Origin of the sequence: Patiriisocius sp., from assembly GCF_051252435.1 — a bacterium.
Lineage (GTDB): Bacteria > Bacteroidota > Bacteroidia > Flavobacteriales > Flavobacteriaceae > Patiriisocius.
This window is the reverse complement of sequence record NZ_JBPOFW010000005.1, coordinates 39,977-56,293: the sequence shown is the minus strand read 5'-3', so window position 1 is coordinate 56,293 and position 16,317 is coordinate 39,977. Positions and strand designations below refer to the sequence as shown.

The 16,317-nt window shown below is 34.5% G+C and carries 12 protein-coding genes and 2 tRNA genes; 13 read left to right on the top strand and 1 reads right to left on the bottom strand.

The genetic code is table 11. From position 1 onward, the window contains the following. Positions 1-9: 9 nt before the first annotated feature. The 8 genes from ACSHW7_RS11900 (at position 10) to ACSHW7_RS11865 (ending at position 8,670) form a co-directional block, all read left to right on the top strand. Positions 10-465, top strand: a complete 456-nt coding sequence (locus ACSHW7_RS11900) for a GNAT family N-acetyltransferase (protein WP_435679583.1) — start codon at positions 10-12, stop codon at positions 463-465. Positions 466-502: 37 nt separating this feature from the next. After that, positions 503-576, top strand: a tRNA-Pro gene (locus tag ACSHW7_RS11895). A 312-nt stretch (positions 577-888) separates the two neighbouring features. Then, positions 889-4,548, top strand: coding sequence for a hypothetical protein (locus ACSHW7_RS11890; protein ID WP_435679582.1), 3,660 nt, complete (start codon positions 889-891; stop codon positions 4,546-4,548). 89 nt (positions 4,549-4,637) lie between these two features. Continuing rightward, positions 4,638-4,715 (top strand) — tRNA-Pro (locus ACSHW7_RS11885). 214 nt (positions 4,716-4,929) lie between these two features. Next, on the top strand, positions 4,930-6,177 hold the full coding sequence (locus tag ACSHW7_RS11880) for a site-specific integrase (RefSeq protein ID WP_435679581.1): 1,248 nt from the start codon (positions 4,930-4,932) through the stop codon (positions 6,175-6,177). Between the two features lie 880 nt (positions 6,178-7,057). Further along, on the top strand, positions 7,058-7,516 hold the full coding sequence (locus tag ACSHW7_RS11875; RefSeq protein ID WP_435679580.1) for a hypothetical protein: 459 nt from the start codon (positions 7,058-7,060) through the stop codon (positions 7,514-7,516). A gap of 3 nt (positions 7,517-7,519) precedes the next feature. Further along, positions 7,520-7,900, top strand: coding sequence for a hypothetical protein (locus tag ACSHW7_RS11870; RefSeq protein WP_435679579.1), 381 nt, complete (start codon positions 7,520-7,522; stop codon positions 7,898-7,900). A 335-nt stretch (positions 7,901-8,235) separates the two neighbouring features. Next, positions 8,236-8,670, top strand: a complete 435-nt coding sequence (locus ACSHW7_RS11865; RefSeq protein WP_435679578.1) for a response regulator — start codon at positions 8,236-8,238, stop codon at positions 8,668-8,670. On the opposite strand, the gene ACSHW7_RS11860 is transcribed toward ACSHW7_RS11865, so the two are convergent. After that, positions 8,659-9,744, bottom strand: coding sequence for a GAF domain-containing protein (locus tag ACSHW7_RS11860; protein WP_435679577.1), 1,086 nt, complete (start codon positions 9,742-9,744; stop codon positions 8,659-8,661). The genes ACSHW7_RS11865 and ACSHW7_RS11860 overlap by 12 nt on opposite strands. A gap of 357 nt (positions 9,745-10,101) precedes the next feature. On the opposite strand from ACSHW7_RS11860, the gene ACSHW7_RS11855 reads away from it, so the two are divergent. The 5 genes from ACSHW7_RS11855 to ACSHW7_RS11835 all read left to right on the top strand — a co-directional run bounded on the left by ACSHW7_RS11855 (position 10,102) and on the right by ACSHW7_RS11835 (position 16,292). Beyond that, positions 10,102-10,962: a hypothetical protein gene (locus tag ACSHW7_RS11855; protein ID WP_435679576.1), complete on the top strand. Its 861-nt coding sequence runs from the start codon at positions 10,102-10,104 to the stop codon at positions 10,960-10,962. 30 nt (positions 10,963-10,992) lie between these two features. After that, positions 10,993-12,501: a cell wall anchor protein gene (locus ACSHW7_RS11850; protein WP_435679575.1), complete on the top strand. Its 1,509-nt coding sequence runs from the start codon at positions 10,993-10,995 to the stop codon at positions 12,499-12,501. A gap of 147 nt (positions 12,502-12,648) precedes the next feature. Next, complete coding sequence (locus ACSHW7_RS11845) at positions 12,649-12,822, top strand: hypothetical protein (RefSeq protein ID WP_435679574.1); 174 nt, start codon at positions 12,649-12,651, stop codon at positions 12,820-12,822. A gap of 505 nt (positions 12,823-13,327) precedes the next feature. Beyond that, positions 13,328-14,761 (top strand): CotH kinase family protein, encoded by a 1,434-nt coding sequence (locus ACSHW7_RS11840; RefSeq protein WP_435679573.1) that lies wholly within the window; start codon positions 13,328-13,330, stop codon positions 14,759-14,761. A gap of 406 nt (positions 14,762-15,167) precedes the next feature. Continuing rightward, complete coding sequence (locus ACSHW7_RS11835) at positions 15,168-16,292, top strand: PQQ-dependent sugar dehydrogenase (protein WP_435679572.1); 1,125 nt, start codon at positions 15,168-15,170, stop codon at positions 16,290-16,292. Positions 16,293-16,317 lie beyond the last annotated feature (25 nt).

Sequence of the window (16,317 nt, the reverse complement as noted above, 5' to 3'; positions counted from 1 at the left end):
AAATGATATATGGAAATTGTTCCTTTCGATGCTAAATATGCAGCTGATTTTTACAACCTAAATATTGAGTGGTTAGAAACTTACTTTTATGTGGAGCCTTACGACAGAGAGGTATTGAGCAAGCCGCAACACTATATTTTAGATACGGGAGGGCTAATCTTTTTTGCTATAGAAAATGAACAAGTTTTAGGAACCGTCGCATTACTAAAACGGGGCAATGGTATTTTTGAACTTACAAAAATGGCTGTACTTCCATCCGCACGAGGAAAAAGAATTGGACATCAATTGATGCAATATTGTATCGATGTTGCTACAAAAAACAACTTTAAGGGCCTTTATCTTTATTCGAATACACTTTTGGAAAATGCGATACATATTTACAGGAAATTTGGGTTTGTAGAAGTGTCAATTCCTGAGGACAATCCCTATGAACGAAGTAATATAAAAATGGTTTATCCGCTGTAGTTATTTTTTAATATTTTTTTTAGTAATATTACAAAAACGGGATGTGGCGCAGTCCGGTAGCGTACTTGGCTGGGGGTCAAGTGGTCGCAGGTTCAAATCCTGTCATCCCGACTTAATCTAAAAGACAATCTAGCGGTTGTCTTTTTTTCATCCCTATTTTTGGGGTGTGACGATAAAAGCTGATGAAGCTTTTGTCGTTGCGTGTTGAAAAAACAAGAAGGTTCAAATCCACGTTCCTACAACGGGACAGGCAGTTTCATCCTGTCTTAATTCAAAAGACAATCTAGCGGTTGTCTTTTTTTATGCCTAAGCTTCAGTAAATAAATCCATCATTTGCTAAAGTATTCCTAAACGTATCAACTGTTAATGTTGCTCTGCTTATTTTTATCATCGCTAAAATTATAGCACTTTAAATATAGATGTATGCCAAGAAATAACTTTCAAAAATTTTATATAAAAACTTTAGCCGTACTGTCGGTTTTAGTTATCACAAGCTGTATAAGCTATAAACCTCAAACAGCAAAAGATACTTCCATTGTTAACATTTCCGAAGAAGAGGTGCTACATACATTTTATGTTGCAGGTGGAATGGGTAATGGAGAGGTTTCAGAAAATAAAGAAATCAACGACTTGCTCGCTTCCTATCTTGATAAAGCTGATAAAAACAGCACGTTGCTATTTACGGGTGATTATGTTACCTGTGATGAGGAGGAGCAAAAAACCAATGTTGACAGGATTGCTACTGCTCTAGAAATTTCAAAAAACTTTAAAGGTAAAACACGATTTACACCTGGTGATAATGAATGGGCCAGTTTTGACTCAAAGCAAATAGAATGGGTTGAAGATTATATTAAGGATAGAGATATAAAACGCACCAAGGTTGAACCTAATAATGTATGCCCAATAGAATTTGAAGAAATTGACGATGACCTAGCCGTGATCTATGTAGACTCTCAATGGTATATCGCCAATTGGGATCGGGTTGAGGACATTAATAGAAAATGTACCCAAATCAATACAAGACGCGTTTTTATTGCTGAACTTGAGGGATACATAAAAGACGCTCGCGGTAAAAACCTTGTGGTTGTTATGCATCATCCCATCTTTACAAATGGAATGTATGGCATGAGCTACATGGGTGGTGTTTCGCCTAAAAAAATATTCTTTGACCGTTATAACGACTTAAGAATTCAGGTAAGCGCACTCACTCAAGACCTTGATCGCGTTACCATAGTTTCAGGTCATGAAAAAAGTTTACAATATTTAAAAGGGGGTGACATTCATCAAATAATAAGCGGCTCTATGGGAGGTGCTGCTCCTACAAAAAGAACAAAAGACAATATTACTGCCACAGGTGGAGAACTTGAATACGAAGGAAAATACACTCATGGTGCTGTAGGTTTTGCAGTGCTGAAATATTACAAAGATGGAAGCTCTCAAGTTTCATTTGTAACTAGCGAGGGCGAAAAAACACTATCAATCACCAAAGCTTTTCCTCCCAATCCCAAGCCATTCCCTGCCTTGTCAAATTCCAAAGGAACAAAAAAAGTTCCAGTTGTCACAGAGGAAAAAAAATTGAACAAGTCTGGTTTTTATAATTTTCTTTGGGGAAAAAGATACAGAGAGTATTTTGGTATTCCGGTAACTGCTGAAATTGCAGATCTAAGCAAATTATATAGAGGATTAGAAGTTGTAAAAGCCGGTGGAGGGCATCAATCCTATTCGGCTAGATTGGCTGATGGTGATGGAAGAGAATACGCAATGCGAGGTCTTGAAAAAGATGCACTAAAATTTCTGAAATTTAGAGTGCCAGGTGTATCGTATAGCAAAGAAGACTATAGAGGTACCTTTGCAGAGACTGTGGTTTATGACTTTTTTACAACCTCTCATCCTTACATACAGTTAGTAATAAACCCACTTGCAAAGTCGGTAGACTTAAATCACGGAAATACATCGCTTTATTATTTGCCAAAACAACCAGGTTTTCAAATCTTGGGCGATGCCTACGGTGATCAACTTTATTTTATTGAAGAAAGACCTAACGACGAACAAAAAGATTACGATGGATATAATCGCATGAACCCCGGAGGTGGCGAAATTAAAGAGTTTGAAAGTACGATGGATGTATTTGAAAAACTAAAAGAGGATGAAAAATACGCCATAGATCAAAAAGCATTTATTCGTGCGCGTATTTTTGATATGCTCATTGGAGATTGGGACCGTCACGAAGACCAATGGCGTTGGGGACAATACGAAATTACTGAGGACGATATCAGATTTTTACCCGTACCTCGTGACCGTGATGCAGCATTTTCAAAATTTGACGGAGTTGCAATTCCAGCAATTCAATTGTTTTTGCCAGATACTCGGTTTTGGCAATCTTATGACGAAGAAATTCCAGATGTTAAATGGTTTAACGGAGAGGGGAATAACATAGATCGGGCTATTCTAAACAAATTTAGCACTGACGAGTGGATTGCTCAAGCTAAATATATCCAAGAAAATATGACAGATGCTGATATTGAAAACGCCTTTAATGTACTCCCAAAAGAAGTGCAAGATGAAACTTCAGAAAACATTAAAAGAAATCTAAAAGGAAGACTCGCTAATCTCGACAAGATTGCAAAAATTTATGGTGAGTACCTTAATAAAACAGTTGCAATTCATGGAACAAATAAAGATGACAAAATAAAAGTTACTCGTTTGGACGATGGTAAAACAAAAGTGATTTTAGAAAGAAAATTAAATGGAAAAAACGAAATATTTTTCGACAGAACATTTGATGCTAGCGAAACCAAGGAAATTTGGATTTACGGTTTAGATGACAAAGATGATTTTATAGTGGAAGGTAATGGCAGCAATAAAATTATGGTACGTCTCATTGGTGGCTACGGAAAAGATACCTACGATATAAAAAATAGAGCAAAAGTAAAGGTGTACGATTGGAAACATGAAGAAACTACATTTGAAGACAAAACCCCTTCACATCAGTTTACCAATAAATATGAAACGAATACATTTCACTGGCGCTATTTCAAAGAGAACAATAACATCTTACTACCAAGTGCCGGGTTTAAGGCCGATGATGGGCTTTTCTTAGGTTTAAAAGATACATATACAAATTATGGTTTCAATGGAAATCCATTTAGATATCAGCATTCTCTAAATGTAAATTACTATTTTGAGTACCAAGCAGCCGAAATTATATATAGTGGAGAGTTTGCCAATATAGTTCCTAACTGGAATTTATTAGTTGGTGGCTATTTCACAAACGACACTTTTGCAAATAACTTTTTCGGCTACGGAAATGAGACTATCTATGATGGAAATGCTGATGATGAAGATAGAGATTTCAACAGAGCGAGGATGAAACAAATAAAAGCAAACATAGGTGTTGCTGAAAAGTATTTTAGCTTTAACGGTCTTTTTGAGTCCTACGAAGTTGATCAGGACCCTGCCCGCTTTTTCAATCCACAAACCGTAAATAGTCAAGTTTTTGAACATCAAAACTACTTAGGAGCCGAAGCTAAGTTTGAATATAAAAATCAAAATGCAGCAGACTTCCCTACAAAAGCACGCTATTTGGGATTGACAGTGGGAGGAAAAACAAACCTTGATGAAACCGATAATGCTTTTGCCTATGCAAGTGCAAAAATAGGTTGGCAAGAAAAATTGATTCCTTCTGGCGATTTAGTGTTAGCAACAAACGCTGAAGTAAAGCATAATTTTGGAGATTTTGGACAAGACTTTTTCTTTTACCATGCGCCCTCATTAGGAGGAAACAATGGATTAAGAGGATTTAGAAATGAACGCTTTGCAGGTAACACTTATTTTTATCAAAGTACAGATTTAAAAGCACGCATACTCAGATTAGTAACAGCTGCAGCACCTATAACATTTGGAGCTTACGGTGGGTTTGACTACGGTAGAGTTTGGGCAGATGGGGAAGATTCAGATATCTGGCACAATAGTTACGGTGGTGGTATCTGGTTAAGCACGTTGAATTCTTTAGCACTTAACGCAGGTTATTTTGCATCAGAAGAAGACGCTATAATCCAAGTAGGTTTTGGCTTTGCTTTTTAATAAAAATTAAAAGAAACATAAGCTTGCAGAGTCCCCTTAAATAGTTACTTTTGCACTTCAATTTTTAAACGTGTTTTAAATTTTGAATTCGGGGTGTAGCGTAGCCCGGTTATCGCGCCACGTTTGGGACGTGGAGGCCGCAGGTTCGAATCCTGCCACCCCGACCAAGCCATTATCAAACGGCATCAAAAACCTGTTAATCATATGATTAACAGGTTTTTACGTTTTTAAGGGTTTCATACAATTTGGTCTAAAACCACCCTAAATGAGTCCGATTCGGTGACCTATTCGGTGACCTCTAAAAAAAGTCCGTATATTGTCTAAACGCTGATTTGACTTTCGTTTTCATGCATATTGTTTAATTAGAAAACGAATTACATTATGACCAATCCGGTGACCTTTGGGGTAACTTTTATCCCAAAAATCAGTAAAACAAAGAATGGAACTGCCCCACTCTATGTGCGAATCACATTGAATGGCGAACGTATTGAACTTAGTTTACAACGTCGAATAACCTTAGCCCTCTGGGATGAACACAAAAGCCGCTTGAAAGGTTCAAGCGCTGAAACACTTCAAGTAAACCGATCCATTGATAGGGCTTACAATCAAATCTATGAGTCTTTCCGGCAATTACAAGATGAGAATAAGACCTTGAGTGCAAAAGCCATTAAAGCACGTTACCAAGGCGTTGATGAAGTGTCAAAAAAACTCTCTGATTTACTTACTTATCACACAGTCCAAATGAAAACGGTTCTAAAGCCCGGAACCCTTAAGAACTATAGGACCACTGAGAAGTACCTCTATGAGTTTTTAAAGAATAAGTTAAACGCGGAGGATATATTCCTCAAACAAGTTAATTATCGCTTCATAGTGTACTTTGAATATTTTCTACGAACCTATGTACCGAAGGTTCGTCGTCATGCTCCCCGAAACAACGGAGTGATGAAACATTTGGAGCGATTAAAAAAACTTTTTAACCTCGCACAACGGTTAGAGTGGATTGAGAAAGACCCCTTTGCTAAGTTCAAACTAAAGTTTACAAAAAAGGAACGTGCATTCTTAGATAATGAGGAATTAGCACGCCTTATAAATTTACCATTGACAAAATCTACTTTGATTAAAACACGGGATGTTTTTATCTTTTCAAGTTACACTGGACTTTCTTACATTGATATCAAGCATCTTACAGCAGATCATATCGTAAAAGGAATAGATGGAGAGCAATGGATTTATACTTCACGGGAAAAGACTGACACGCCTGTTAAAATACCCTTGCTTCCAATTGCAAAAGAAATTATGCGTAAGTATTCAAAGTATGACGAAGTGTTGGGTGTATTACTACCTGTTTATTCCAATCAGAAAGTCAATACGTATTTAAAGGAAATTGCTACATTATTAAACCTTCGAAAAAAACTTACCTTTCACGTAGCAAGACATACCTTTGCTACTACTGTAACTCTTTCCAATGTAGTAACCATAGAAACTGTTTCTAAAATGCTTGGGCATAGTAAACTTTCTACTACTCAAATCTATGCACGTGTTGTAGAACGAAAAGTTAGTGAGGATATGAAAACTCTCAAAAACCAATTATTAACATCAGAAAGGGATCAAATTTCAAAAAGGCGGTAGATTGTAATCAAAACCTTAAATCACTTTTACATCAATAAATCCCCAAAAAAAAATCAAAAAAAAAATTAAGGGGCACAAAATACAAGAGTATTTAAAAAGTGAAAGACTTGATTTAAGATTTTTCCGGGAAAAATAAGTGGGCTTTATTGACTTGCGAAAACTTTTCCGTGAAAAACGGGTTCAAACGTAAAACAAACAAAAACAAACGACCAAGCCTAAAGGTCTATAGACAGTGGGTTAATAAACGAAAAAAATAAACGTAACCTTGCGCAGCAGGTTACCCTCTTGCTTCTCATTTTTCGTCCGCTCGCGGATCAAAATTTCAAACTTTCGTCACTGCTCTATTTAGATCAAAATCTTCTAAAGAAGATGTATTTCTCTATTTTATAAAGAAATAATTTACTTATTATATCCTGAGCGTTTTCCTTTCCCCTTCTATATCATAACAAATAGTTTTAAAGAAAATTTTTAAAAAAGAATTCTATTTTAATTTCATTTACTTCCCATAGCGCCTTCACTGTTACCTTTCCTAAACCCCTATTAAAATTTAGACTGATTAAGGACTTATAAAAGGGAGTAAGCGACCGATTATGCAGTCTGTATCAGACTAAATTTTAAACCTTTGTGAAGGGAAGGGAATGTTGCTATGGGATCTAGTTAAATAGATGAAGCTTTATAGATTCCATAAAAGATGAACTCTCTTACAAAATTTTATACCTTCACCCTAAATATCTAAAGTAATATTGAGTTATATTCAAGGTATGATTTCTATACTCGATACACCACCTGATATAGTCAAAGAAAATTTAGACCTATTAAAGGACGATCTGAACTCAAAAATTCCCCCTAAGAAATTAGATAAAAACCTCTTAATTGCCACTTGGAATATACGTGCCTTTGGAAATTTAACAAGAAGTGGGATTCTGATGAAGATGACTCTCCAAAGCGTGATCTCCATTCTATTTTATGCATTGCTGAAATTATTAGTCGGTTCGATGTAATTGCTATACAAGAAGTAAAGGATAACATTAGAGCACTAAGATACACTTTAAAAGTTCTTGGAAAAAATTGGTCGTTAATCCTTACTGATGTAAACAAGGGTAAGGTGGGGAATGGGGAACGAATGGCCTATCTTTTTGATACTAGAAGAGCACAGTTATCAGGTTTGGCGGGGGAGTTAGTAGTTCCAGAAGAATGGGATAATGATATTCCAGACAATGCTCTTTCCAAACAATTTGTCAGATCTCCTTATGCAGTAAGTTTTCAGTCTAACCAACATACTTTCATATTAGTAACCCTACAAATACTTTATGGTAAAAGTCCAAGCAGTAGAATTTAAGAATTGCGGGGAATAGCTAAATGGCTTTCAAGTTGGGCAAATAATATCAATTGTTACCATCAAGATTTAATTGCTTTAGGGGATTTTAATATTGATGAACGTGGTGATCTTTTGAGCAAGACCTTTCTTCCAGAAGGATTGTATATTCCGCCTCAACTTCAAAATGAAGAAGTTACAAGGTCAATTTTTAACGCTACAAAATATTATGATCAAATTGCTTGGTTTGATAGTCAAACTTCAGGACCCAAACTTTCTATGGAATTTACAACTGGAGGAAACTATGATTTTGTTTCTATTGCACTTCAAAATCGAGAGTTAACAAAGCAAAGTTTATCATGGCTTATATCTGACCATTATCCTTTATGGGCAGAGTTTAGAATTTAATACTTGTCCTTAAGAATAAAAATTAATGGGATTTTTTCTAATAAAACAATATAAGTTTGTATTTAGATATTTTGAATACTACAAAACTAATAAAGTTCATATCATTATTTAATACGTTAGCCTTTGATTTTTCAAAAAATCCTGTCATCTTAAAAAAAGATAAGCAACTAAAATGGATAGCTGAAAACTTCAATGTTTTAAAAAACATTCTCTCATACTATTTACAACTAATACATTTGTAATAATTTAACAATATTTAATAAATCGTATAAGGTATTTGTAGGAAAAATCAATTATATTATTATCTTTAATTATTTAACCTATAAGTCTAAAAATTGACAAATAAAATTACTGATATACCCTTTTATAAATATTTAATAATATTGGTAGATGATGATCGCCTTTCTAATCTACTCAATAAAAAGATTATTGATAAAAATTTTCCCAATCAAAAAGTTTTAGACTTTATTTTCCCTAAAAAAGCCTTAACTTTCATATTAGACTATATAACTGAAAAAGAAGGTCTTCTTATTTTTCTTGATCTCAATATGCCTCTTATTTCAGGATGGGAATTCTTAAAAATTTTAAACAAAAAAAAACAGTACTTTAAGAGCTTCCACATATATATACTTTCTTCCTCTATAAATCATATTGACAAAAAAAAAGCAATGAAATATTCATTTGTTAAAGGCTTTATATCGAAACCTCTAACTAACGAGGAGGTAAGGGAAATTCAGAACAAATTATTAATTCAACCATTATCCCGTTAGCTCCTGATGCTTTTGAAAATAAACACGATTTAATTTTTCAGTAAATCTCTCTAGTTCTTTAGAGACTGATCCAATATGCATTTGGAATTCCTTTAATTGACTTTGGTCAAGTTTCTCTTCATCAAGAATTTTGACAAGCCCAACTAAATTAGCGATAGGCTTTCTTAAAACATGGGAGATGTCAAAAAGTATTTGCTCTAGTGTTTTTTGGTATTCCATACGCTCACTAATATCTTTCACATATCCATACCATATTACCGAATCATTTTCTCCCTCTTCAGGTACTGCTTTGGTATAATGCCAAGTACCGTCGAGAGTTCTAAATTCACCTTCCCATATTCCTTTTGTCTTGTTAGCGGTTTTCCAATTGGATATTAATGTGTTCCTGTCTTCAGGATTTAAAAGTTTAAAATAAGAGAAAGGTCGCTCTTTCAGTTCATTGATATTTATTTCTGGATAAAGAGAATAAATCTCTTGACTTACAAAAGTAATTTTTGCTTTTTTGTTATTGGAGGTTTTAAGCTGGTAGATCCCTATGGGGAGTTCGTTTGTGATTTTCTGTAAATTCTGTTGGTTATCTAAAATTTTTTTTTGCTGAGAATATATAGTCTTGTAATTTTCTATATATATCATCGCTTTTTTAGCCAAAATCTGTAGTGCCTTTTTTTGATTTTCAGAAAATTCTCGAGGTTTTGTATCAATCACACATAACGTTCCCATCACGTTTCCTGCCTTAGTCTTTAAGGGAGCACCCGCATAAAATTCAATATTGGGTTCTCCTACTACAAATGGATTATTCGTAAAACGTTTATCAAGTCTAGGGTTTTTAACAACCAATACCTCATTAGGATTATCAAAGGCATGCTTACAAAAGGCATATTCTTCTCTAGTACTTTCGGCATTTAAACCCACATTTGATAAAAACCATTGTTTTTTATCATCTAGTATAGTAACCAGAGAAATGGGCATCTCATATAACAATGAGGCAATTTGAGTAATATCATCTAGCACCTCAGAAGGGGGCGACCCAATAATGTCATATGAGTATACATCTGTTAATCTATCAGTTTTCATTTTACTAAAATAAAATTTCTCTTTAATCAAATACAATCTCAATAGAATTCATATCTAAGAGTTCTATTTACGATAAAAAAATATAGTTGGTTTTTTGATGCAGCTTTCATTGGTCTATTTCAATAAAAAGAACACTTCTATTGCTTCAAAATTAAATACCTAATCATCACTCACAATCGACCATTCACATATGAGCATATCATTCTAAAATAGAAATAGGAACAAAATCCACTTCACATATTTATATACTAGCCGTTGTTAAATCTAAATATATTAAAAAAATAAAACCTGTAAGAATAAACTTACGTATATAGAATAAAGATACCTATTTTTGCTTTTTTTAAAACCCCAAATTTTATGAAAATAAGACAATCGTTTAAACCTTATTTATTTTTTTTATTCCTTCTCTTAATTCAATCCAAAGTAATAGCGCAAGTAGGCATTGGTACTACAGATTTAGAAGCTGGAACTTCATTGCATATTGAAGGAGATAATGCTGGTGTATTAATCAATCGTGTTACCTTATCTGGCACAGATGATGTAACTACCATCCCTTCATTAGGAGCTACTCAAGAAGGACTTTTGGTATATAACACTAACATTTCTAATAATATAGATCCTACCACCAATGTAGGCTCTAGTTTTTATTATTGGACCGGTGATGAGTGGGAAACTATAAAACAAAGTGGAGCGAAAGAAACGGGATGGGTAGTTCTTACCGATGGAAATACCTTGGAAACAATACCTGGGGTTTCCTCTGCAGACATCACAAACAATATTGGTTGGCAAACCATTAATCTCAATTTTGAAGATGATGCCAGTGATAATATAATTGACGCATACGCGCCTGGAGGTTTAACGGGTGTTAATTTTTTTGACAGTACAAATAGTAGACTCACGCCAATTAAGCTTGGAGATGCTGTTATGCTAAGATTACAATTTGACGCAATACCTGATGACAATAACGCGTATGTTTTGGTGCGCATAAACATTGGAACCCCTTCTTCCCCTATTATCATCTATCAAAAGACCATTCCTTTATTGCGTGGTGCGGGTGAGGTAAATAATATTAGTGAATCCATTCTTCTCTATCAATTAGCCACATTTTTATCAAATGGAGCGGGTATAGAGATCGCATATTCAACTACAGGAGGAAATCCTAATGATATAGATGTATTTAATTTTGGATTATTAATTAATCGCCTTTCCTCTAAATAAAAAATATATTCACAAAAAAATTATAAAAACATGAACTTAACTACCCTATACATAGCTACCTACATTAAAAATTTGTTGTATCAAAATGTTTCAAAACTAGCTGTAAAAAAAATTATCGTTCTTTATATAATATCTTTTAGTTTTTATGTCACCAATGCACAAGTGGGTATTGGGACTATTACTCCAGACCCTTCATCAGCATTTGAAGTGTCATCTACCGCAGGGGGTATGCTTACTCCCCGAATGACAACCGCCCAACGTACTGCCATCATAAATCCAGCTACAGGTTTAGTACTGTATGATACGGATATAAATTCCCTTTATTTATATGATGGGTCTTCTTGGAAACCTATTGATGCACCTTTTACCCGAGATAACTACAAATTGATAAAAAATGTTTCTGACCTGGCGGATGAATTAACCGTAGGTGGTGGGACAGAATACTTATTGGATGAAAATACATTATATGAAATAAATGGTTCCATAACCCTTGCACATCCTATTAATTTAAATAATGGATATCTCTTCGGAAAAGATTCAGGAGAAGATATTCTCACTATCTCAGGAAATACCATGTTTGAAGGCACTAAAGGAGGAACCATTAGAAGACTCACATTACGGGCTCCAGGAGGATCTGTTTTCAATCTTAATGCCTCTAACACAGAAGACTTAGTCTTAAAAGATGCATTTATAGACGGAGCCAATTCTGTAGGGCTGATTTCTGGATTTGGATTAGTATTTTTTAGATCTGTTATCTTCACTAATAATGATGACGGCATTGAGTTCTCAAATATCGATGATCTTTTTATGGATGGCCAAGGTTGGGACAATTCTAATAGTGGAATATATAAAACGTTTACAGGAACATTTAACTCCATAGAGAAAGAAGGGGGATTTATGGAGGTTACCTCAGCGACAGCAGGGATTGATATTACAGGTATAACATCAATAACTGGCGCAGCACAAATTAAAGGTGTTAATTTTTTTGGAGGAGGTAATTATATCAATGGTGTATCTCCGTATAGTGGATATAATTTTAATAGCGATTGGGATGTTGATTGCCCGGGAATTCCACTGGAAACAGACAACGTTGCTTCGGCTAACTTCTATTATACCGGCGATCTTAATATTGGTTTTACTCAAACCATTAGCAGCAGCAGTCCTGTAGAAATACAGGGTGAAGGAACTTTTGCAAGTAACAATCTATTTCGTTTCAGAAATGAAAGTGGTCAAGGAAATAACCGTATGGTCTATGAAGGAAATAAAAAAAGAAGTTTTCAGGCAAATGCATCTCTTTCTGTTAGAGTTCAATCTGCCGGTGGAAATTTTTATGCCTTTGCTTTTGCTAAGAATGGAACATTAATTACTGAATCTAATTCTGTTGTTTATATTGCTAGTGATTCTCAAATACAAAACGTAAGTTTAAATTGTGTTATTGAAATGAATACGAATGATTATATTGAGGTATATGTTGAGCGAATTACGGGTTTTGGGAATGATACTCTAGCTGTATTCTCGCAAAATGTTACAATAAAGTAAAATATGGATATCTACTAATTAGCTATTTATAGCTCCCTTAGAGACTTCGTAAATATCTTTTAACTTGTTAGTTACTGTTGTTAAGTAACTTTAGTTTAAAAAACTAAATGAGGGCAATGATATTTGTTTCTAATTACTATAAGACCTTTGGGAAGAAATAATGGAACGAATTATAATGGATTGAAGAGCAGCACTGTAAGCAACGATAATTTCTGTGGTCGATGGAAGAAAGCCATTAATGGAAAATTTGTAGGGCAGGATATACAGATAGGAGGAGATTGTAAACCATTTAGACAGGAATTCCTTAACAATTATAATTAATCATTTTTTATTTGCGGAGTTGAATTCAAAATTAAATAAGTTTAAACAGTTTTATGATTTAGTCAAAGTATTTAAAACTGATTTTCAGCAACATAAAAGCTTCCCTCCTATTTAGGATCAATTTTTAATAAAAAATAGTGTTATTTGTTATAGGTTTATAAGTATATAATATTAAATTTGCACTCGCGTAGAACTAATAAAGTTAACGTGGCGTTCATTAAAAATATACCGATTCGGTGACCTCAAGAAAAAATCAGGTTATAAGTCACTGATTAACAGATAATTAAGCACAAGGTTGGCTTCCTGCCACCCCGACTAAAAACCACTTGAGAAATCAGGTGGTTTTTTTAGTTTTAAACGATAGCTTAATTTCCTTTTTCATATTAATTAAAATTTGATGTAAAAATATTGGATTATCGATGCTTAAATTATCGTTAACTTTTATGCTTCGGAAATAGAAAACAATTGTTATAACTATCTTTGGATTTACCAATTGTTATAAATTATGAAACATCCATTTATTTTATTTTTCATCATTCTTTTAATGGCTCAATGTACTGCGGTAAGCCAAATTGATATTGATACTTCAGAAAACAAATATTTGGCTATAGATTCTGAGCACAAACTTATTATTTGGAACATCAATGACCCACAATTTACAAGTCGTAAAATTTCAAAAATAAATATTGACAATCAATTGTTCACCTTAAAAAAGGCGCAGAAAATTTCAGAAGAAAAAACAGCTATTCTTACCAACAACGATGTTGAATATACACTCTATCCTACTTCGCTTCCACTCATCCAAATAAACACCACTGAGGCAATTGTAGACGAGCCAAAAAAAATGGGGAGCTTTAAATATGCTGACAAAGACACAACTTTTATTGCAAACATAGGCGTTGAATTACGAGGAAATTTAGCCCAAACATATCCTAAAAAATCGTACGATATGGAGTTTCGAGAAACGGCAACGAGCGAGGAATCTGTGGATGTGCATTTTGGTAATATGCGTAACGACGACGACTGGATTTTGATTGGTCTTTATAACCAACCTTTAAAATTTAGGTCTTACATAACCACTAAACTGTGGCTCGATATTTATAGTCCAGCGTATGCAGAAGAAGAGCCAAAAGCAAAAAGCGGTGCAGATGTGGAATACGTAGAGGTATTCGAAAACAATCAATACAAAGGCTTGTATTTGTTGGGCGAGCAGGTTGACAGAAAGCAATTAAAATTAAAGAGCTTTAAAGATAATGTGGTTCGTGGCGAACTATTTTCTTCAAAAAGTTATGAGGATGGTACAAAGTTTTTAGCCGCTCCGCCGTTTAAAAATCACATACCAAGATGGTCCGGCTTTGATATGGAGTACCCCTATGAAAATTATGAAGCTCACTTTGATAATCTTCACGATTTTGTGTCTTTTGTAGCAACTGCGGACGACGCTAGTTTTACTTCGGAAATTTCAAATAAAATAGACATCGCTAATGCTGTTGAGTATTTTTTATATGTCAACATTTTAAGAGCAACCGATAACCTTGGGAAAAATTATTTCTTTGCAAAATACGAACAGGGCACTCCATATTTCTTTGTTCCGTGGGATACAGACGGTACTTTAGGAACGGTCATGGACGGTCGCCGAAGCGACATCACTTATGATATTTTAAAAAATAATTTATTTGAGAGATTGCTCAAAACCAATGCATCCGATTTTAAAGGAAAAGTGAAAGCCCGTTGGGAGGAACTAAGGAACAATCAATATTCAGAAAAAGAATTGATGAATCGCATGGAAGATGTTTACAATAAATTTACAAAATCACATATTTACGAGCGAGAGCAGAAACTGTGGGGCAACTTGGGAGGCCAGGAAGATTTTGACTATACCAAGCAATGGCTTGAAAATAGACTTATCTTTTTAGATAAAAATTTTAGTAGATTTTAATCTGTTTTTAAACCTGTAAAAACCAAGAATATGTTTCTTTCGTAAATAATAATAAGTCAGAGGCCCAAATGTCCCCGCATTTTTTGGATAGACCTAACTTAAATCATCCCTTTCAAAATTTTGAATGGGATTTTTTTAAGCTAAAAAACCTCAAACTTGAATATTGCGTAAGTTATTGTAAGTCAGAGACCCAATATGCCCCCTGCAATTATTGGATAGACTTATTATAATGAGTCCCTTTCTTTTATTTGATATTTGAAAGGGATTTTATTATTTCAGTAAAACCTTAATTTTGAGTTAACTATTCACGCAATAAAATACATGTTCGTATATTTAATTTCGAACTACTAAAGCATTGTTGATTGTTTTTTAAAATCGACATAACCGTAATTTAACTATGCATAAAATGAAATTAAACCTACTCTTACTTACAATTATTGTTTCTTTCACTTCTTGCCAAGCGCCAAAAAAGAAAAATGACGTTGCCTTGAATACGCCTTCAAAAAGAAGTTACACAACTCAAAAAGTCGTGGACAATCTCAATAATCCGTGGGGGATGACATGGTTACCAGACGGCGCAATGTTGATTACTGAAAAAAGTGGGGAACTCATTCATTTCAAAAATGAAACAAAAACTGAAGTTAAAAATGTCCCCGAAGTATATAACCGCGGACAAGGTGGATTGTTAGATATCGAACTCCACCCCGATTATAAAAATAACGGCTGGATTTATATCACATTTGCCTCTACCGAAGACGGTGGCGAAGGTGGACATACCAAATTAATTCGCTGTAAACTTAGTGAAGATTTAGCATTGACCAATATTGAAACACTTTACAAAGCGAGGCCAAATACTACTAAAGGGCAACATTTTGGTTCCCGTATTGAATTTGACAACAATGGTTACTTATTCTTCTCTATTGGCGAACGTGGCGAGCGAGACGTAAATCCCCAAGACATAAAAAGAGACGGCGGAAAAATTTACAGATTAAATGATGACGGCAGTATCCCCGAGGACAATCCATTTGTCAACGAAACGGGAGCTAAAAAGGCGATTTATACCTACGGTAATAGAAATCCTCAAGGAATGGATTTAAATCCTACCACGGGAGAAATTTGGATTCACGAACACGGGCCAAAAGGTGGAGATGAGGTAAATATTGTAAAAAAAGGAGCAAATTATGGCTGGCCAGTTATTAGCTACGGAATTAATTATAGCGGTTCAAAATTCACCGAAAAAACAAAACAAGAAGGTATGGAACAACCCATTTATTATTGGGTTCCTTCCATAGCACCCTGCGGAATGACATTTGTAACTGGCGACTTATATCCAGATTGGAAAGGAGATTTACTCGTTGGGTCACTCAAATTCAATTATGTTGAACTCCTAGAATTAGACGGAAATAAAATTACTGGAAGAAAAAAAATTGCCGAAGATATCGGAAGAGTTCGAAATATAGAACAAGCACCAGATGGTTATATTTACGTTGCAGTAGAAGGTGATGGTATTTATAAAGTAATTCCAGAATAAAAAGTATCACAAAGCATCTTTTTAA

Coding starts and splice junctions, on each gene's coding strand:
- ACSHW7_RS11900 (WP_435679583.1), top strand. CDS start 10: ATGGAAATTGTTCCTTTCGATGCTAAATATGCAGCTGATTTTTACAAC.
- ACSHW7_RS11890 (WP_435679582.1), top strand. CDS start 889: ATGCCAAGAAATAACTTTCAAAAATTTTATATAAAAACTTTAGCCGTA.
- ACSHW7_RS11880 (WP_435679581.1), top strand. CDS start 4,930: ATGACCAATCCGGTGACCTTTGGGGTAACTTTTATCCCAAAAATCAGT.
- ACSHW7_RS11860 (WP_435679577.1), bottom strand. CDS start 9,744: ATGAAAACTGATAGATTAACAGATGTATACTCATATGACATTATTGGG.
- ACSHW7_RS11855 (WP_435679576.1), top strand. CDS start 10,102: ATGAAAATAAGACAATCGTTTAAACCTTATTTATTTTTTTTATTCCTT.
- ACSHW7_RS11850 (WP_435679575.1), top strand. CDS start 10,993: ATGAACTTAACTACCCTATACATAGCTACCTACATTAAAAATTTGTTG.
- ACSHW7_RS11840 (WP_435679573.1), top strand. CDS start 13,328: ATGAAACATCCATTTATTTTATTTTTCATCATTCTTTTAATGGCTCAA.
- ACSHW7_RS11835 (WP_435679572.1), top strand. CDS start 15,168: ATGAAATTAAACCTACTCTTACTTACAATTATTGTTTCTTTCACTTCT.